At 58.6% G+C, this 18,324-nt stretch carries 19 protein-coding genes; 13 read left to right on the top strand and 6 right to left on the bottom strand.

The window, feature by feature from the left end; genetic code table 11:
- The first annotated feature begins 384 nt into the window (after nt 1-384).
- Nucleotides 385-1,056, top strand: coding sequence for a response regulator (locus ACM6IR_RS11170; protein WP_133837442.1), 672 nt, complete (start codon nt 385-387; stop codon nt 1,054-1,056).
- A complete protein-coding gene (locus ACM6IR_RS11165) occupies nt 1,049-2,434 on the top strand; it encodes a sensor histidine kinase (RefSeq protein WP_414907757.1) in 1,386 nt (461 codons plus the stop codon). Before ACM6IR_RS11170 ends, ACM6IR_RS11165 begins: the two co-directional genes overlap by 8 nt.
- 117 nt (nt 2,435-2,551) lie before the next feature.
- On the opposite strand, the gene ACM6IR_RS11160 is transcribed toward ACM6IR_RS11165, so the two are convergent.
- Both ACM6IR_RS11160 and ACM6IR_RS11155 read right to left on the bottom strand, forming a co-directional pair.
- Nucleotides 2,552-3,373 (bottom strand): HDOD domain-containing protein, encoded by an 822-nt coding sequence (locus ACM6IR_RS11160; protein WP_414907756.1) that lies wholly within the window; start codon nt 3,371-3,373, stop codon nt 2,552-2,554.
- Between the two features lie 34 nt (nt 3,374-3,407).
- On the bottom strand, nt 3,408-4,349 hold the full coding sequence (locus ACM6IR_RS11155) for a YgfZ/GcvT domain-containing protein (RefSeq protein WP_414907755.1): 942 nt from the start codon (nt 4,347-4,349) through the stop codon (nt 3,408-3,410).
- 149 nt (nt 4,350-4,498) lie between these two features.
- On the opposite strand from ACM6IR_RS11155, the gene ACM6IR_RS11150 reads away from it, so the two are divergent.
- Nucleotides 4,499-4,753 (top strand): succinate dehydrogenase assembly factor 2, encoded by a 255-nt coding sequence (locus tag ACM6IR_RS11150; protein WP_007944081.1) that lies wholly within the window; start codon nt 4,499-4,501, stop codon nt 4,751-4,753.
- Nucleotides 4,737-5,189 (top strand): protein YgfX, encoded by a 453-nt coding sequence (locus ACM6IR_RS11145; protein ID WP_414907754.1) that lies wholly within the window; start codon nt 4,737-4,739, stop codon nt 5,187-5,189. Before ACM6IR_RS11150 ends, ACM6IR_RS11145 begins: the two co-directional genes overlap by 17 nt.
- On the opposite strand, the gene nadB is transcribed toward ACM6IR_RS11145, so the two are convergent.
- Entirely contained in the window at nt 5,158-6,774 is a 1,617-nt protein-coding gene (nadB, locus tag ACM6IR_RS11140; protein ID WP_414907753.1) for an L-aspartate oxidase, read from the bottom strand. The two genes, ACM6IR_RS11145 and nadB, sit on opposite strands and share 32 nt — an antisense overlap.
- A 553-nt stretch (nt 6,775-7,327) precedes the next feature.
- On the opposite strand from nadB, the gene rpoE reads away from it, so the two are divergent.
- The 4 genes from rpoE to ACM6IR_RS11120 all read left to right on the top strand — a co-directional run bounded on the left by rpoE (nt 7,328) and on the right by ACM6IR_RS11120 (nt 11,102).
- The gene (gene rpoE, locus ACM6IR_RS11135) at nt 7,328-7,909 is read left to right on the top strand and encodes an RNA polymerase sigma factor RpoE (protein WP_007944079.1); all 582 of its coding nucleotides are present in this window, start codon (nt 7,328-7,330) and stop codon (nt 7,907-7,909) included.
- Between the two features lie 30 nt (nt 7,910-7,939).
- A complete protein-coding gene (locus tag ACM6IR_RS11130; protein WP_414907752.1) occupies nt 7,940-8,527 on the top strand; it encodes a sigma-E factor negative regulatory protein in 588 nt (195 codons plus the stop codon).
- A gap of 8 nt (nt 8,528-8,535) precedes the next feature.
- The gene (locus ACM6IR_RS11125; RefSeq protein ID WP_414907751.1) at nt 8,536-9,495 is read left to right on the top strand and encodes a MucB/RseB C-terminal domain-containing protein; all 960 of its coding nucleotides are present in this window, start codon (nt 8,536-8,538) and stop codon (nt 9,493-9,495) included.
- Between the two features lie 179 nt (nt 9,496-9,674).
- Nucleotides 9,675-11,102, top strand: coding sequence for a DegQ family serine endoprotease (locus ACM6IR_RS11120; RefSeq protein ID WP_414907750.1), 1,428 nt, complete (start codon nt 9,675-9,677; stop codon nt 11,100-11,102).
- Between the two features lie 78 nt (nt 11,103-11,180).
- Here the strand turns inward: ACM6IR_RS11120 and ACM6IR_RS11115 are convergent, their stop codons facing one another.
- A complete protein-coding gene (locus ACM6IR_RS11115; RefSeq protein WP_414907749.1) occupies nt 11,181-12,614 on the bottom strand; it encodes a M48 family metalloprotease in 1,434 nt (477 codons plus the stop codon).
- 98 nt (nt 12,615-12,712) lie between these two features.
- Between ACM6IR_RS11115 and ACM6IR_RS11110 the strand changes: the two genes are divergently transcribed.
- Together ACM6IR_RS11110 and ACM6IR_RS11105 are read left to right on the top strand one after the other, a co-directional pair.
- Nucleotides 12,713-12,952, top strand: a complete 240-nt coding sequence (locus ACM6IR_RS11110; protein ID WP_020300476.1) for a sulfurtransferase TusA family protein — start codon at nt 12,713-12,715, stop codon at nt 12,950-12,952.
- A gap of 30 nt (nt 12,953-12,982) precedes the next feature.
- On the top strand, nt 12,983-14,053 hold the full coding sequence (locus ACM6IR_RS11105) for an AI-2E family transporter (RefSeq protein ID WP_414907748.1): 1,071 nt from the start codon (nt 12,983-12,985) through the stop codon (nt 14,051-14,053).
- 111 nt (nt 14,054-14,164) lie between these two features.
- On the opposite strand, the gene ACM6IR_RS11100 is transcribed toward ACM6IR_RS11105, so the two are convergent.
- Both ACM6IR_RS11100 and ACM6IR_RS11095 read right to left on the bottom strand, forming a co-directional pair.
- A complete protein-coding gene (locus ACM6IR_RS11100; protein ID WP_414907747.1) occupies nt 14,165-14,638 on the bottom strand; it encodes a peroxiredoxin in 474 nt (157 codons plus the stop codon).
- A 10-nt stretch (nt 14,639-14,648) separates the two neighbouring features.
- On the bottom strand, nt 14,649-15,209 hold the full coding sequence (locus ACM6IR_RS11095) for a glycine cleavage system protein R (protein WP_414907746.1): 561 nt from the start codon (nt 15,207-15,209) through the stop codon (nt 14,649-14,651).
- A 327-nt stretch (nt 15,210-15,536) separates the two neighbouring features.
- On the opposite strand from ACM6IR_RS11095, the gene dapA reads away from it, so the two are divergent.
- Genes dapA through ACM6IR_RS11080 form a run of 3 tightly spaced genes read left to right on the top strand, consistent with a single transcriptional unit; the run spans nt 15,537 to nt 18,311 of the window.
- Nucleotides 15,537-16,415, top strand: coding sequence for a 4-hydroxy-tetrahydrodipicolinate synthase (gene dapA, locus ACM6IR_RS11090; protein WP_414907745.1), 879 nt, complete (start codon nt 15,537-15,539; stop codon nt 16,413-16,415).
- A 17-nt stretch (nt 16,416-16,432) separates the two neighbouring features.
- Nucleotides 16,433-17,548, top strand: coding sequence for an outer membrane protein assembly factor BamC (bamC, locus tag ACM6IR_RS11085; RefSeq protein WP_414907744.1), 1,116 nt, complete (start codon nt 16,433-16,435; stop codon nt 17,546-17,548).
- A 4-nt stretch (nt 17,549-17,552) separates the two neighbouring features.
- Nucleotides 17,553-18,311, top strand: a complete 759-nt coding sequence (locus ACM6IR_RS11080) for an MBL fold metallo-hydrolase (RefSeq protein ID WP_414907743.1) — start codon at nt 17,553-17,555, stop codon at nt 18,309-18,311.
- Nucleotides 18,312-18,324 lie beyond the last annotated feature (13 nt).

Genomic DNA, 18,324 nt, shown 5'->3' with positions numbered 1-18,324 from the left:
TTATTTTTTGGGATGTTTCAGGTGCGGCGGTTTCGCGCTGGGCAGCCGGCTTCGGCGCTGGCACGCATAAACGATGGGAATCGGAAGAAAGGGTGGGGCGGGCGAGTCTGAAGCAGTATGGACAGCATGGTGCAGTACCTCGGTTATTGTTCTTATTGGCGAAAACGCTTCATGGCGTTTTTCGGGAGCTACATTTCACAGCACGTTGCAAACTACGATCGGAGGAGCGGCAGTCGAAACCCTCCGTGGGCCGACTCTAACGGTTCAACCTTTCACTAACCTTTCAGCAGTCTTTCACGGTTTTCGGGCTTCACAGCGGCGGTTGCGGCTGTAAACTCCGCGCCAAAGAATGGCGTCGACCATCCCTGAATGAGGTAAAAATCCATGCGTGTCCTGCTCGTCGAAGACCATTTGCAGCTCGCCGACAGTGTCGCCCAGGCGCTCAAGAGCACCGGGCTGACCGTGGATGTGCTGCACGACGGTGTGGCGGCCGACCTGGCCTTGAGCAGCGAGGAATACGCCATGGCGATTCTCGACGTCGGCTTGCCGCGCATGGATGGTTTCGAAGTGCTGGCGCGCTTGCGGGCGCGGGGCAAGAACCTGCCGGTGTTGATGTTGACCGCCCGCAGCGACGTCAAGGACCGGGTCCACGGCTTGAACCTCGGTGCCGATGACTACCTGGCCAAACCGTTCGAACTGACCGAACTCGAAGCCCGGGTCAAAGCCTTGCTGCGCCGCAGTGTGCTCGGCGGTGAACGCCAGCAGCGCTGCGGGGTACTGGCCTATGACCTGGACACCCGGCGCTTCACCCTCGGCGAGGAATTGCTGACCCTCACCTCCCGCGAGCAGGCGGTTCTTGAAGCCCTGATCGCTCGTCCCGGCCGGGTAATGAGCAAGGAACAACTGGCTTCCCAAGTGTTTGGTCTGGACGAAGAAGCCAGCCCGGATGCCATCGAAATCTACGTCCACCGCTTGCGCAAAAAGCTCGACGGTCAGCCCGTCGCCATCGTGACCTTCCGCGGCCTCGGCTATTTGCTGGAAAGCCGCGATGCATAGGCCCAGCAGCCTGCGCTGGCGGTTGTTGTGGAACCTGGCGCTGTTGCTGGTGGTGTTGATGCTGGCCAGTGGTTTGAGCGCGTACTGGAACGGGCGCGAAGCCGCCGATACCGCGTACGACCGGACCTTGCTGGCCTCGGCGCGAACCATCGCCGCCGGTGTGTCCCAGCGCGATGGCAGCCTGAGCGCCGACGTGCCTTACGTGGCCCTCGATACGTTTGCCTATGACAGCGCCGGGCGCATTTTCTACCTGGTCAACGACATCAACCAGAAGCTGATTTCCGGTTACGAAAACCTTCCACCGCCGCCGCCAGGCACGCCACGCACTGATGACTATCCGGCGCTGGCGCGTTTCTACAACGCCAAATACCAGGGGCAAAATGTGCGCGTGGTCAGCCTGCTCAAGCCAGTGAGTGAGCCCAACATGAACGGCATGGCGGAAATTCGTGTGGCGGAAACCGATGAAGCGCGGGTCAGTATGGCCCGTAGCCTGGCGGCGGACACCTTGCTGCGTCTGGGCATGCTGGCGGTCGGGGCGCTGTTGATGGTGTGGTTCGCGGTCAGCGCGGCGCTGCGCCCGCTGGAGCGTTTGCGCACAGCGGTGGAGGAACGCCAGTCTGACGACCTGCGGCCGTTGCCGTTGGTGGAAGTGCAGCGGGAATTGTGGCCGTTGGTGCGTGCGCTCAATCATTTTACCGAGCGGCTGCGGGTCCAGTTCGAGCGTCAGGCGCAATTCATTGCCGATGCCGCCCACGAACTGCGTACCCCGCTGGCAGCGCTCAAGGCCCGGCTCGAACTGGGCCTGCGCTCAAGCGAACCCGACACCTGGCGCGACACCCTGGAAAACGCCGCCCAAAGTACCGATCGTTTAACCCATTTGGCTAATCAATTGCTCTCGATGGCACGGGTCGAGAACGGTGCGCGGGCCATTGCCGAGGGCGGTGCGCAGCTGCTTGATCTCAGTCAGTTGGCGCGTGAATTGGGCATGGCCATGGCGCCGCTGGCCCACGCGCGTGGCGTGGCCCTTGCGCTGGAAGCAGATGAACCGGTGTGGCTGCGCGGGGAACCGACGTTGTTGAACGAACTATTGAGCAATCTGGTGGATAACGCGCTGGCGCATACCCCGTCGGGCGGAAACGTGATTCTGCGAGTCACCGCGCCGGCCGTGCTGGAGGTCGAGGATGATGGCCCGGGGATTCCCCTTGAAGAGCGCGATCGGGTCTTTGAGCGCTTTTACCGACGTAACCAGCAGGTGGCCGGTTCGGGCCTGGGCCTGGCGATTGTCGGCGAGATCTGCCGCGCTCACCTGGCGCAGATCAGCCTGCATGATGGCGCGTCGGCGGGGTTGAAGGTGCGGGTGAGTTTTATCGCGGGGTAGTTTTGCGGTGTCTGGAATGGCCCCTTCGCGAGCAGGCTCGCTCCCACAAGGGATCTCGGGTGTTGCAGATCCAGTGTGGGAGCGAGCCTGCTCGCGAAGGAGGCGGCCCGGTCTCGATCAGTAAAACATCGACCGCGATTCTTCCAGATCCTTGCACATCGCCTCGTTCTCGGGATCAATCCCCAACTGCTTGAACGCCGGCACGTTGTGCGCTTCGATTCGGGCCAAAGGATGGTCGGTATCCCTGTGGCAATACAGACTGGCCACTTGCACCAGATCGACATAATCGACCTGATCGGATTGGCGTTTGAAGTCCAGGTATTGCCCCGGCACCTTCACCAGTTTTTCCGGGAAATCCCAGACCCTGAGCAATTTGTCGCCGAGCAGGGGATGAATACGGTCAATCACATGGTTGAGGCTGACGGGGTCGGACAGCAGTTCATTGTGATCTTCGGCGTAGGTCAGGATAGGCAGCACGCCGATCTGATGCACCAGTCCGCCAAGCGCCGCCTGGTCAGGCTTGAGTTGGGTGTATTTGCGGCACAGCGCATAACAGACCCCGGCGATTTCCAGGCTTTTGCGCCATACCTCGCGCATCTTCCGTTCCACCACGTCGGAGCGGGCATGGAAAATCTGTTCCATGACCAGACCGATGGCCAGGTTGCTGCTGTAATTGACGCCCAGGCGCGTGATCGCGGTATGGAGGTCCGTGACTTCCTGGGTTGCACGCAGCAGCGGGCTGTTGACCACTTTGATCAGGCGCGCGGACAACGCGGTATCGCGACCGATTACTTTGCTCAGGGTACTGACGCTGACTTCCGGGTCTTCAGCGGCCTTGCGAATCTGCAGGGCCACTTCCGGTAACGTTGGCAGGACCAGGTCATCGTTATTGATGGCCTCAACCACATCCTGTTGGACCTTTTCCGCCAGATCGCTCATTTCTTTTCTCTAGGTATTGCAACAAGTGCTGCTGTTAGCGCTGGATTTCGCGATCGCGATCCAGTTCGTAAGGCAGGTCGAGCAGGTGCAGGGCTGGCCCTTCAAGGGCGCCCAGATGGATATCACCCCCTTCTGCTGCTTCGGCTTGCAGCACGGCCAGGAGTTCAATGTTTTGTCCGGCGTTGGCGGCCAGCACCACTTCGCCGATGGCGCTGCCGTGAGTCGGGGAAAACAGTGGTGTGCCAGGCTCAGGCAATTCGTTGGCGTCCAGACTCAGGCGATACAAGCGACGCTTGAGTTTGCCCAGGTACTGCATGCGCGCGACGATTTCCTGGCCGGTGTAGCAACCCTTTTTGAAACTCACGCCACCGACCGCTTGCAAATTGAGCATCTGCGGGATGAACAGCTCACGGGTGCCCGGCATGACCTGACCGATCCCGGCGCGGATCTGGCCCAGCAGCCATTGATTCAGATCGCTTTCGGCCAGCAGCCCGGACAGCTTGCCTTTGATGGCGTCGGCTTGATCGGCTATAACCCAGAGTTCGGCGCGGTCCGGCGAGACGCGGATGGCGATCAGGCCATCATTGCGCGCAACACTGTCGGTGTCTGCCGGCAGCTCAAGACCGAGGCTGATCAGTGCCACATCGCCATGGTCGACGCCGAAGCGGACCCAGACAGCGCTTTCATCGGTCAGTTTGGATTTGGAGAACACGGCGTACTTTTTCAGGTCCGCCAGTTGCGGTTCCAGCAGTTCGGTGGCCATGGCCAGTAGAACGCCATCACCTTGCAGCAAGATACGGAAACTCGACTGCATTCGGCCCTTCTGCGTGCAGCGGGCGCCGAGGCTGGCCTGGGTGTCGCTCAGGTAATTGAGGTTGCAGGTCAGTTGGCCTTGCAGGAATTTGCTGGCATCCGCGCCGCGTACCGCGAGAACGCCTTCGTGAGACAGGGTGCAGAAAAAAGCAGAGTCGGCCATGGGTCATCGCAGGGTAAAGAGACTGGGGGACATCATAAGGGGGCGCTGTTGAAATGGGTAGTTCACAAAGGATCGGTGTGGGCCGACCAAAGCCGAGTGTCCGACGGTGCCGGGGGCTGTATACTTGCCGCCTATTTGAGGAGCGCTCCATGGTCGAAGATGTTGAACTGAATCGCCTCTACTGGCACAGCCGCCGCGGCATGCTTGAGCTTGACGTGTTGCTGGTGCCGTTCGTGAAAGAGGTCTATCCGCACCTCAATGATGTCGACCGCGATTGCTACCGCAAGCTGCTCGAATGCGAAGACCAGGACATGTTCGGCTGGTTCATGGAACGCGCCGAATCGGAAGATCCGGAGCTTCAGCGCATGGTTCGCATGATCCTGGACCGTGTCCAGCCCAAGTAATTCGTTCGAGTGCCGCTGGCATGCCTCGCGGCAGTTGCTGGCGGCGTATCTTCTGGTCCAGCTGTTCGCGCTGGGTTCGCTGTTTCTTCTCGCTATACCGATCTGGGCCAGGGTGCTTGGCGTCGTGTTGTGCCTGGTTCATGGCATTTGGGCATTGCCGAGACAGATTTTGCTGACACATCCACAGGCATTTTGCGGCTTGCGTCGCGATGGCGATGGTTGGCAGTTGTGGAGTCAGACGGCGGGTTGGCAGGCCGTTCAGCTGCGACCAGACAGCCTGGCGCTACCGTTGATCGTAGTGCTGCGTTTTCGGCTGCGAGGCGAACGATGGGTCAGGTCGATTTGTGTGCCCCGGGATTCGCAGGCGGCGGATGTGCACCGACGCCTGCGGGTTCGACTCAAATTCAGTCGACGTAGGTGGGCGGCACCAGAATAGTGTCCAGGGCGACAGGGAGCATGTCCGGATAGTCGAGGGTGTAATGCAGGCCGCGACTCTCCTTGCGTTCCATGGCGGACTCAATCATCAGCTCGGCCACCTGGGCCAGGTTACGCAACTCGATCAAGTCCCGGCTGACCTTGTAATTACTGTAGAACTCATCAATTTCGTCCAGCAACAGGCGCACGCGGTGCTGTGCCCGTTGCAAACGCTTGTTGGTGCGCACGATGCCGACGTAGTCCCACATGAACCGCCGCAGTTCATCCCAGTTATGCGCAATGATCACGTCCTCATCGGAGTCGGTGACCTGGCTGGCATCCCAGATGGGCAGGGCCATCGGAATCGAAACCTGCGGCAATTGTTCCAGAATGTCCGCTGCCGCTGAGCGCGCATAAACGAAACACTCCAGCAACGAATTGCTGGCCATGCGGTTGGCGCCATGCAGGCCGGTGAAGCTGGTTTCGCCGATGGCGTACAGCCCTGGCACGTCGGTGCGACCATTTTGATCGACCATCACGCCGCCGCAGGTGTAATGCGCCGCGGGCACCACCGGAATCGGTTGCTTGGTGATGTCGATGGAAAATTCGAGGCAGCGTTCGTACACCGTCGGGAAGTGAGTCTTGATGAACGCTTCCGGCATGTGGCTGATGTCGAGATAGACGCAGTCGACACCCAGGCGCTTCATCTCATGGTCGATGGCGCGGGCGACGATGTCCCGTGGTGCCAGCTCTGCGCGCGGATCGAAGCGCTGCATGAAGCGTTCGCCGTTGGGCAGCTTCAGGTGGGCGCCTTCGCCGCGCAGCGCTTCGGTGATCAGGAAACTCTTGGCCTGCGGGTGATACAGGCAGGTGGGATGGAACTGGTTGAATTCCAGATTCGCCACCCGGCAACCCGAACGCCAGGCCATGGCGATGCCATCACCGCAGGCGCCGTCGGGGTTGCTGGTATAGAGGTAGACTTTGGCGGCCCCTCCGGACGCGAGGATCACAAAACGCGCGCCGTAGGTGTCGACCTCACCGGTGCCGCGATTGAGTACATAGGCACCCAGGCAGCGATTACCTTCAAGGCCCAGGCGTTTCTCGGTGATCAGATCGACGGCGACACGCTGTTCCAGCAGTTCGATGTTCGATCGTTGCCTGGCCTGGGCGAGCAAGGTTTTGAAAATCGCAGCGCCGGTCGCATCGGCGGCGTGAATGATGCGTCGATGACTGTGGCCGCCTTCACGGGTCAGGTGGAATTCGAATCCGCCATCTTCGGTACCGGACTGTTCATCGCGGGTAAACGGCACGCCTTGGTCGATCAGCCATTGAATCGCCTCTTTACTGTGCTCGACAGTAAATCGCACGGCGTCTTCGTGACACAGACCGCCACCGGCATTAAGCGTGTCATCGACGTGGGACTCAACGGTGTCGGTGTCATCCAGCACGGCAGCGACGCCACCTTGGGCCCAGAAAGTCGAGCCATTGGCGAGGTCGCCTTTGCTCAGTACCGCGATGCGTAAATGACCAGGCAAGGTCAACGCAAGACTTAAACCGGCAGCGCCGCTGCCAATGACCAGAACATCGTGTTGAAACTGTTGGCTCATTTCAGGATTCCGCTCAAAGCGACCCGGGTCGGGGTTGGCGCAAGACACCTGGATTGGGGAGTCAGGCAGCCACACAGCCCACTAGTATATAGAGGGGGGGAGCGGCACAATAGCCGAGCCCATATGGCATTGTGAAACTACTGTGACGGAAAATACCTGACGCTTCGTCGGATGCTTTTTTGACCGGTTCGGCGACAAGACGACTGTATCGTCGATTTAACAGTTATTTTCTATTCAGGGTTGCACAATGTGGGTTGCACCCAGCTATAAATATTTGGAACTTTTGCCAAAGGCTCAAGATCAATAGACGGTGCCTGAAAAAGCAGTGTCGGATTCAGAGCAGGATCTGCGGTTTGATCCTTGCCTGCAAATCCGATGACAAGATTATTCGCGCAGCCGGGTTATGCCGAGCTGCGCTTTTCGTGCGTGCCAAATCAGAGCCCGCAGGAAACTTGCTTGGAGGGGGAGAACTTTTGCGAAAAGCCCGAGTCTATGTTTGCAAGTCTGGTTGTTTAGTTATGCAAGCCTCCTCCGAGCTTATCGAGGAGTGTTCATGCTAACCCAGGAAGAGGATCAGCAGCTGGTCGAGCGCGTTCAACGCGGCGACAAGCGCGCTTTCGATCTGCTAGTGCTGAAATACCAGCACAAAATTCTCGGGTTGATCGTGCGTTTCGTGCACGACACCCATGAAGCCCAGGATGTGGCGCAGGAAGCCTTTATCAAGGCGTACCGTGCACTTGGAAATTTTCGCGGAGACAGCGCGTTTTATACGTGGCTTTACCGCATCGCCATCAATACGGCGAAAAACTATCTGGTTTCACGTGGCCGTCGGCCGCCGGACAGCGATGTCAGCTCCGAAGATGCAGAGTTTTACGATGGCGATCATGGCCTCAAGGATCTAGAGTCTCCAGAGCGTGCATTGCTTCGGGATGAGATCGAAGGCACCGTCCATCGAACCATTCAACAACTGCCAGAAGATTTGCGTACGGCGTTAACTTTACGTGAATTCGATGGTCTGAGTTACGAGGACATTGCAGCAGTCATGCAGTGTCCGGTGGGTACCGTGCGCTCCCGGATCTTCCGCGCTCGGGAAGCCATCGATAAAGCCCTGCAGCCGTTGTTGCAGGAAAACTGAGACAGCGGCGACAGCCAAGAGAGGAACGCCATGAGTCGTGAAGCCCTGCAGGAATCGCTGTCCGCAGTGATGGATAACGAAGCGGACGAATTGGAGTTGCGTCGGGTATTGAATGCCTTTGACGATGCTGAAACCCGTGATACCTGGACTCGTTATCAAATCGCGCGGGCGGTGATGCACAAGGATCTGCTGCTTCCACGCCTGGATATCGCTGCGGCAGTCTCTGCTGCGCTGGCTGACGAAGCTGTGCCGGCAAAAGCCTCCCGTGGTCCATGGCGCAGCCTGGGTCGTCTGGCGGTCGCTGCATCGGTAACGATTGCCGTACTGGCGGGTGTTCGCCTATACAACCACGACGAGATCGCGGGTGTCGAACTGGCTCAACAATCCAGTCAACCGGGTCTGGCCGTTCCTCAGGTCAAGGGTCCAGCTGTATTGGCAGGCTACAATGAGAGTTCGGATGCCACTGGCCCTATGGCCAACGGCGTATTGCAAGGTCAGCCAGGCTGGCACGATCAGCGTATGCCAGGCTACTTGCGCCAACATGCTCAACAGGCTGCATTGAAAGGTACTGAGAGCGCGCTGCCTTACGCTCGTGCCGCAAGTCTGGAAAACCGTTAAGGAGGATCATGCGCGCCATCCCTCTACTTACGCTTCTGCTCGGTGGCTGGTTTGTTGTTCCAGCCCACGCTGATGAAGCCCAGGACTGGTTGACCCGTTTGGGCCAAGCCGAGCAACAGCAAAGCTTTCGCGGTACTTTCGTCTACGAGCGTAACGGTAGTTTTTCTACCCATAACATCTGGCACCGCGTAAAGGATGGCAAAGTCCGCGAGCGTTTACTCCAGCTCGACGGCTCAGCACAGGAAGTCGTGCGTATTGATGGGCATACTCAATGCGTCAGCGGCATTCTGATAGCAGGGCTTGGGGACTCTCCCAACTCTTCTGCTCGTGCACTCGATCCTCAAAAGCTCAAGAATTGGTACGACCTTGCCGTCATTGGCAAGTCGCGCGTGGCTGGGCGGGCGGCGGTGATTGTTTCGCTGAAGCCGCGTGATCAGCACCGCTATGGTTTTGAACTGCATCTGGACCAGGAAACCGGCCTGCCTCTCAAATCATTGCTGCTCAATGATAGAGGGCAACTGCTGGAGCGATTCCAGTTCACGCAACTGGATACGTCCAACGTGCCGTCCGACAGTGACTTGCAGCCTGGCGCCGATTGCAAGGCTGTCGTACTCGACAGCGACAAGGCTTCTGCGGTCAAGGCGGCGCAGGCTTGGCACTCTGACTGGTTGCCACCGGGTTTCGAGTTGACCAGCAGTACGTCGCGAAAAGATCCAGAGACCAAAACCCAGGTCAACAGTCTGATGTATGACGATGGTCTGGCGCGTTTCTCGGTGTTCCTTGAGCCGTTGAATGGCGCTACCGTCACTGATACACGCACTCAGCTGGGGCCAACCGTTGCTGTTTCCCGGCGCTTGACCACCCCGCAAGGCGAAGTGATGGTCACCGTAGTCGGTGAAATTCCGATAGGTACCGCTGAACGGATTGCACTGTCCATGCGCACTGATGCCACTGCAACCAAGCAGTGAGCGGGTATCGAAATGTTTGGTGAGCATTTCAATTTGCAATTATTCCCGATTTTTTCTATAGGTCAGAGCCCTCGGCTCTGGCCTTGTTTTTTTGTTCCCGGAACAAAAATACCGGCGTATCGTTCCCGGTGTTCGTTTGCTCCATATCGCTTAACCATGCTCGTCGTAACGGGAGCCGTATGTCGATACCACGCTTGAAGTCTTATCTCTCTATTTTTGCCACCGTGCTCGTGCTCGGTCAGGCAGTTACTGCTCAAGCAGTCGAATTGCCTGACTTCACGCAACTGGTCGAGCAGGCCTCGCCCGCGGTGGTGAACATCAGTACTACGCAAAAACTGCCGGACCGCAAAGTGTCAGACGAGCAGATGCCTGACCTTGAAGGCTTGCCGCCGATGCTGCGCGAGTTTCTGGAGCGTGGCATGCCACCGCCGCGTTCACCTCGCGGTGATCGCCAGCGCGAAGCCCAATCCCTGGGTTCGGGGTTCATCATCTCACCTGACGGCTACATTCTGACCAACAACCACGTCATCGCCGATGCGGACGAAATTATCGTTCGTCTTGCCGATCGCAGCGAAATGAAGGCCAAGCTGGTTGGCACTGATCCGCGCTCTGACGTGGCGCTGCTGAAAATCGAAGGCAAGGATCTGCCGGTTCTCAAGCTCGGCAAATCCCAGGACCTGAAAGCCGGCCAATGGGTCGTGGCTATCGGCTCACCCTTCGGTTTCGACCATACCGTGACTCAAGGTATCGTCAGCGCAATCGGTCGCAGTTTGCCGAACGAAAACTATGTGCCGTTCATCCAGACCGACGTGCCGATCAACCCGGGTAACTCCGGTGGTCCGCTGTTCAACCTGGCGGGTGAAGTGGTGGGGATCAACTCGCAGATCTACACCCGCTCCGGCGGCTTCATGGGGGTGTCCTTCGCGATCCCTATCGACGTGGCCATGGACGTTTCCAATCAGTTGAAAAGCGGCGGCAAGGTCAGCCGTGGCTGGTTGGGTGTAGTGATTCAGGAAGTGAGCAAGGATCTGGCCGAGTCTTTCGGTCTTGAGAAACCGGCCGGTGCACTGGTGGCTCAGATCCAGGATGACGGCCCGGCTGCCAAAGGTGGCCTGCAAGTAGGCGATGTGATCCTGAGCATGAACGGTCAACCGATCATCATGTCCGCCGATCTGCCGCACTTGGTCGGCGCGCTGAAGGCCGGCTCCAAAGCCAATCTGGAAGTGGTTCGCGACGGTAAACGCAAGAATGTCGAGCTGACTGTCGGTGCTATCCCGGAGGAAGGCAAAGAACTCGATGCCCTGCCAAAATCCAGCACTGAGCGCAGTAGCAATCGCCTGGGTGTTTCCGTGGTCGAGCTGACCGATGAGCAGAAGAAAACCTACGACCTCAAAGGCGGTGTGGTCATCAAGGAGGTCCAGGACGGCCCAGCTTCCCTGATTGGCTTGCAACCCGGCGATGTGATCACTCACCTGAATAATCAGGCGATTACTTCAACCAAGGAGTTCACGGATATCGCCAAGGCGCTGCCGAAGAACCGCTCGGTGTCGATGCGGGTTCTGCGTCAAGGTCGCGCCAGCTTCATCACCTTTAAACTGGCTGAATAAACCGGTTGATGGGTCAATAAAAAACCGCCTCGAAAGAGGCGGTTTTCTTTTGTCCTGATTTTCTGTTTACAAAAAAAATCAGCCCATCATGTCCTTGATCATGCGCTCTTGTTCCAACAACTCGCGTTGCCGTGCGTCGATTCGCGACGACAGTGGGAAGTTGGTGCCGGCCTTGCGCTTGGCGAAGTCCAGTTGCTGAATAGCCTGGCGATAGTCCCCGATCAGCGCGAAGTACTCCGCACGAGCCTGATGCAGGCCGATGATATTGCCCGACAGGCCCCGAGTCTCGGCGACCATGTACCAGACATCCGGATCGTCCGGGCGGGACTTGAGCAGACTCTCCAAGGCTTTCTCGGCCTCGGCTGCGCGGTTCTGCTTGAGCAGCAGGTCGACACGCACAGAGTTCAACGGGTAGTTGCCTGGATATTGAGTCAGCATCCGGTCAACCCGGGATTGAGCATCCGGCAGACGATTGTTGGTGATGTCCAGATCCACTTGAGCCAGGTTATAGATGATCTCGTTCGGCGATTTGGCCAGCAGCACCTTGAGGTTTTCCCGAGCTTCGTTCAACTGGCCACCCTTGATCTGGGCAATCGCCAGTCCATAGCGTGCGACATCGTTTTTCGGGTTTTCATCCAGCTGAGCGCGAAAGCGCTTGGCGCCCAAGCCTGGGGTTTCCTCATAAATCAGTTGGACTCGCGCACGAATCAACTGATAGCGCGTGCTGTCTTCGATGCCGCCCTGTGGGGCTTGCTCGGCACGGTTTCGGGTGTCGGCGATACGCGACTCGGTCACCGGGTGAGTCATCAGGAATTCCGGCGGCTTGGCGTCGAAGCGGTATTGGCGCGCCAACCGTTCGAACATGGTCGGCATTGAGCGCGGGTCGTAACCGGCCTTTTCCAGATTGAGAATGCCAATGCGGTCGGCTTCCTGTTCGTTCTGGCGAGAGAATCGCCGCTGTTCCTGAATCGCTGCCGCTTGCGTACCGGCAATGGCCGCGATCCCGGCATCGCCGGCACCGGCTGCGGCAATGACGATCCCTGCCAGCAGCGCAGCCATCATCGGAACTTGCATGTGCTGTTGGGCTTCAACGCCACGGGCGAAGTGACGCTGCGACAAGTGAGCTAATTCGTGAGCGAGAACCGAAGCGTATTCGCCTTCGGTCTGGGCATTGAGGAATAAACCGCCATTGACCCCGACAATCCCGCCCGGCGCCGCAAAGGCATTGAGTTCCGGGCTATTGATCAGGATGAATTCCAGGCGCCGGTCATTGACCTGGCTGGTTTCAACCAGTCGATAGACGCTGGATTCCACGTAGTCCTTGAGCTGCGGATCATTGAGCTGCGAGACCTGGCTGCGCAACAACGCCAGCCATGCACGGCCCAATTGGTATTCCTGCTGCGGCGAGACAATGGCAGAACTGGCGTCGCCGAGTGACGGCAGGTCGTCGGCGAAGCCTGGTGAGGCAAGCAGGCAAGCCAGCGTCAGCAGGGTAGGGCGCAGAAAAGTCATGCACAAAGCCTTAGTCGACAAAGACCTTACTGTAGCCGGACACTAAGCTTGCGACCAGATATTCTAAGCTGTTCAACCATCAGACCCGGAGTAATGCGATGACCGACGCTGTAGCCCATGACGCCGAACTGGACGCCAGCGGCTTGAATTGCCCACTGCCGTTGCTCAAGGCCAAGCTGGAACTCAATCGACTGGCCAGCGGCGCGGTGCTTAAGGTGATCGCTACCGACGCAGGTTCTCAGCGTGACTTTCGCACCTTTGCCCGATTAGCCGGTCATACGCTGCTTCGTGAAGAAGACGAAGCGGGTGTATACCGCTACTGGTTGAAAAAAGCCTGATATCGCTGCATTCGGTTCTAAGGATTATTGATGTTCAAAGTGTTACGCGATTGGATTCAGCGCTACTTTTCCGATGAAGAAGCCGTGGTGCTGACGGTCCTGCTGATTTTGGCATTTACCGCCGTGCTTACGCTGGGCGGTATGCTCGCGCCGGTGCTCACCGGGATGGTACTGGCGTATTTGATGCAAGGGTTGGTAGTGACGCTTGAACGCCTGCGCATGCCCGGTGCGGTCGCGGTGGGGCTGGTCTTCGCGTTGTTCATGGGCGTTCTGCTGGTATTTATTGTTGTCGTGGTGCCGTTGCTCTGGCATCAGTTGATCACATTGTTCAATGAGCTACCCGGCATGCTCGCCAAGTGGCAGTCGCTGCTTTTGCTGCTGCCCGAACGCTACCCGCATCTGGTGTCCGACGAGCAGGTGCTGCAGGCCATCGAGTTGGCGCGGGGCGAGATTGGCAAGTTCGGTCAGTGGGCGCTGACATTCTCGCTGTCGAGTCTGCCGTTGCTGGTAAACATCATGATCTACCTGGTGTTGGTGCCGATCCTGGTGTTCTTCTTTCTCAAGGACCGAGAGATGATTGGCCAGTGGGTGCGCGGTTATTTGCCGCGTGAGCGGGCGCTGATCACTCGAGTCGCCCACGAGATGAACCGGCAGATCGCCAACTACATTCGCGGCAAGGTCATCGAGATCTTCATTTGCGGAGGGGTAACGTACATCGGTTTTGTCGTTCTGGGACTCAACTACGCGGCATTGCTGGCTCTGCTGGTCGGCGTGTCGGTGGTGGTGCCGTACGTCGGAGCGGTGGTGGTGACGGTGCCGGTCATGCTGATTGCGTTGTTTCAGTGGGGCTGGAGCGATCAGTTCATCTATCTGATGGCGGTCTACGGGATCATCCAGACGCTGGATGGCAACGTGCTGGTGCCGTTGTTGTTCTCGGAGGCGGTCAACCTGCACCCGGTGGTGATCATCTGCGCGGTACTGCTGTTTGGCGGGTTGTGGGGTTTTTGGGGGGTGTTCTTCGCGATTCCCCTGGCCACGCTGTTCAAGGCTGTGCTGGACGCGTGGCCGCGCAAGGAACCGTCGGTCGCGCCGTTGCTTTGATTTTCAGCCTTGAGGGCCTCTTCGCGGGCAAGCCTCGCTCCTACAAGGTTTGCGTAAGTCCTGTAGGAGCGAGGCTTGCCCGCGAAGGCGTCCGGGTAGACGCCAAAAAAATCAGCCCTTGTTCAGCGCCTGGGCAGCCGCCAAAACAGCATCCACATGCCCCGGCACCTTCACGCCGCGCCATTCCTGACGCAGCACGCCATCCTTATCAATCAGGAAAGTGCTGCGATCAACGCCCATGTATTCCTTGCCATACAGCTTTTTCAGCTTGATCACATCGAACAACTGGCAAAGAGCCTCTTCCTTGTCGCTGATCAGCTCGAACGTGAACGCCTGCTTGGCCTTGAAGTTTTCGTGGGATTTCAGGCTGTCTCGCGATACACCAAAAACTTCGGTGTTCGCCGCTTTAAAGGCGTCCAGCTGATCGCGAAAGCCCTGTCCCTGGGTGGTGCAGCCCGGCGTGCTGTCCTTCGGGTAGAAGTAAATCACCACTTGCTTGCCTTTGAGGCCCGCGAGACTGACGGTCTGCCCGTTGGTCGCGGGCGCTTCGAAGTCGGCAACCGGTTGATCAATGGCAACGGCCATGGAAGTTTCCTTACATTGGGTTTTGTGGGCGCCACGGTTCGATCAGGGCATCCAGATTCAGCGCATCGGCGAAATCCAGGAACTGATCGCGCAGCCAGCTGATTTGCACGCCGGCCGGTAATGTCACGGTAAATGTGGCGTTGAGCATGGTGCCGCCGGTCTGTGGAGCCTGATAGGTGTCGCAGGTCAGGTTTTCCAGCTCGACGTTGTGGTCCATGAAGAACTGGCACAGCTCGTTGATGATGTCCGAGCGATAAGCCGAGCTGACATAGGCGACGTAAGGCAGGGCCTGTGGACGGTTCTCCAGGGCCGCGCTGCGCACCACGTTGACCGTGAAGGCGTATTTCTTGGCGAGGCTCGACAGGCTGCCTTCCAGGCGCGCCAGGGCGTCCCAGCTGCCGGAGATCTCAAGGATCAACGCACTGCACTCGCCATGACGGGTCAGGCGGGAAGTGACCACGGCGCAGCGATTTTCATGGCTGGCGCGGCACAGGACGTTAGTCAGCTCCATGGGGTTGGCGCCGAGGGCACTGATGACAAGGAATTGTTCGCGAACTGTGGGGGTGGACATGCAGCATTCCTAAAGCGATGAGCGGTCGATACTTCAAAGAGCTTTATATTGCCGGGGCGAGCCTGCGGATGCGAATTCAGAAAACCCGGCCGAAGGTTGCAACGTGCTCCAGTATGGCAAGAGCGAGGGGTGGCAACGCTGGATCGGGGCTTGTGATGCCGAAAATGGAGGCTGGAACCCGGCTTACGAGCTTATCAGTACCGATCAAAGTCTGAAGGGTAGCGAAAAGCAGCGCCAAGGGGAATGGCAGCAGCGCAGTACTTCGCTTGTGCAAGCATCTTGGCGCCAGTACCATTACCGCTCTCTTTTTCCGGCAGGAGCGGTTGCATGATTGCGGGCAGTATGGTGGCACTGGTCACACCCATGGATGCACAAGGTCGTCTCGATTGGGACAGCCTGAGCAAACTGGTGGACTTTCACCTGCAAAACGGCACCCACGCCATCGTGGCGGTCGGCACTACAGGTGAGTCTGCGACGCTAGACGTGAATGAGCACATCGAAGTGATTCGTTACGTAGTCAAGCAGGTGGCAGGGCGCATTCCGGTGATTGCCGGTACCGGCGCCAACTCGACGCGCGAAGCGATCGAGCTGACCACCAACGCGAAGACCGCCGGCGCCGATGCTTGCCTGCTGGTCACGCCGTACTACAACAAGCCGACCCAAGAAGGCTTGTACCAGCACTTCAAGGCCATCGCCGAAGCCGTCGATATCCCGCAGATCCTGTATAACGTGCCCGGTCGTACCGCTTGCGACATGTTGACCGACACCGTGATCCGCCTGTCGACCGTGAAAAACATCATTGGCATCAAGGAAGCCACTGGCGACCTGACACGTGCCAAAGCCATCATCGATGGCGTAAGCAAAGATTTTCTGGTGCTTTCCGGTGACGACGCCACCGCGGTCGAGCTGATGCTGCTCGGCGGTAAAGGCAACATCTCGGTGACCGCCAACGTCGCCCCGCGAGACATGGCCGACCTGTGCAACGCTGCTCTGAAAGGCGACGCCGTCACGGCCCGCGCGATCCATGAAAAGCTGATGCCGCTCAATAAAACCTTGTTTATCGAATCCAACCCTATTCCCGTGAAATGGGCGCTGCATGAAATGGGCCTGATGCCGGACGGTATCCGTCTGCCGCTCACCTGGCTCAGCGCTGCCTGTCACGAACCGCTGCGGCAGGCCATGCGCCAGTCCGGCGTCCTGGTTTAATTGAGGAAGTACTACGCATGAAGCGAATGGCCGGACTTTCCGCACTTGCCTTGATTATCTCCAGCACCGGTGGCTGTGGATGGGTCTGGGGCCCGGAAGGTTATTTCCGTGACCGTGGTAGCGATTACCTGGAAGCGCAACAGACTGCACCCATGCAAATACCTCCAGACGTCAAAAACGCCAAGCATCTGGATCCGTTGTTGCCAATCCCGCGCAACGTGGCCAATGACACCACCAAAGGCGAATACGTCGTTCCTCGTCCGCAGCCACTGTCGGCGGTGGCCGACGCCAGTGCCTATTCCCTGCAGAAAACCGGTAATTCGCGCTGGATCGTGGCCCAGAACCCGCCGGCCGAAGTCTGGCCAGTGGCCGTGCAGTTCTTCCAGGACAACGGTTTCCGTCTGGACGAACAGCGCCCGCAAACCGGTGAATTCACCACCACCTGGCAGCATTCCGACGAGTTGTCCGCCGCGATGGGCAAACGCCTGAGCGCGGCCGGTGTCGGCGCCGATAGCGAAACCCGCGTGCGGGTCCGCATCGAGCCCGGCGTGCAGCGCAACACCAGTGAAGTCTACGTGGTCAGCGCCGAGCGCCCTGCGGGCAGCACCTCCGACGTGGCCTTCACCAACACTTCAGTCAACACTGGCCTGGACGCGGCACTGGTCGACGATATGCTTGCAAGCATGAGCCGCATTTCGGAGAAGGGCGGTTCGGTCTCCATGCTGGCTTCGCGTGATTCCGATACGACAAGCCGGGTCAGCCTGAGCGAAGACGGCAGTGGCAACCCGGTATTGAACGTCGGTACTGACCTGGACCGTGCCTGGTCGAGCGTCGGTCGTGCACTGGAAAAGGGTGAATGGCGCGTTGAAGATATCAACCGCAGCCTCGGTCTGTACTACATCAACCTGTCCGAAAAAGCCGAGAAGAAAAACGAGAAGCCTGGTTTCTTCAGCGGCCTGTTCGGCAGCGCGCCGAGCAAGGAAGAGATTGAAGCCCGCGCCGAGCGTTATCAGGTTCGCCTGAGCAAGGTCGGTGATAGCGTCCAGGTCACGGTCGAGAAGAACATCAATACCGTGGCTCCAGCAGAAGTGGCGCGCAAAGTGTTGAGCAAGATTCAGGATAACCTGGGCTGATCTCATGCGTTTTGCCGTTCTCGGCAGCGGTAGCCAAGGGAACGGCACGCTGATAGCCAGCGCTGACACGTATGTGCTGGTGGATTGTGGTTTCTCCCTGCGGGAAACCGAAAAACGCCTGCTGCGCCTGGGTGTGAACCCTTCGCAGCTGAGCGCGATACTCGTGACCCACGAACATGCCGACCACGTGCATGGCGTGGGTTTGCTGTCTCGGCGCTACAATCTGCCTGTCTACCTCAGTCGCGGGACACTGCGCGGGATGCGCAAACCGATTGAACCGGCTGGCCTGTTGGCCGGCGGCGAGCAACTGCAGATCGGCGCACTGAGCATCGGCGTCATTGCCGTGGCCCATGATGCACAGGAGCCGACGCAATATGTTTTCAGTGACGGTGAGCGGCGTTTCGGCCTGTTGACCGACCTGGGCTCGTACTGCGACAAGGTGCTGGACGGCTATCGGGATCTCGATGCGTTGATGATCGAGTCCAACCATTGCCGTGACATGCTCGCTCGCGGTCACTACCCGTACTTCCTGAAGCAACGGGTGGGCGGTGAATTGGGACATTTGAACAACCATCAGGCGGCATTCCTGGTGTCCGAGTTGGGCTGGCAAGGCCTGCAACACCTGGTCCTGGCCCATCTGAGCAGCAAGAACAACCTGCCGCAGCTGGCCCGGCAATGTTTTGTCGACACCCTCGGGTGCGACCCGGACTGGCTGCAACTGGCCGATCAAGATTCAGGGCTCGACTGGCGACATATCGCCTAGCCCACCTACTTAG

The sequence above is a fragment of the Pseudomonas sp. IT-P253 genome (assembly GCF_949768125.1).
Lineage (GTDB): Bacteria > Pseudomonadota > Gammaproteobacteria > Pseudomonadales > Pseudomonadaceae > Aquipseudomonas.
This window is presented reverse-complemented; position numbering and strand designations above follow the sequence as displayed.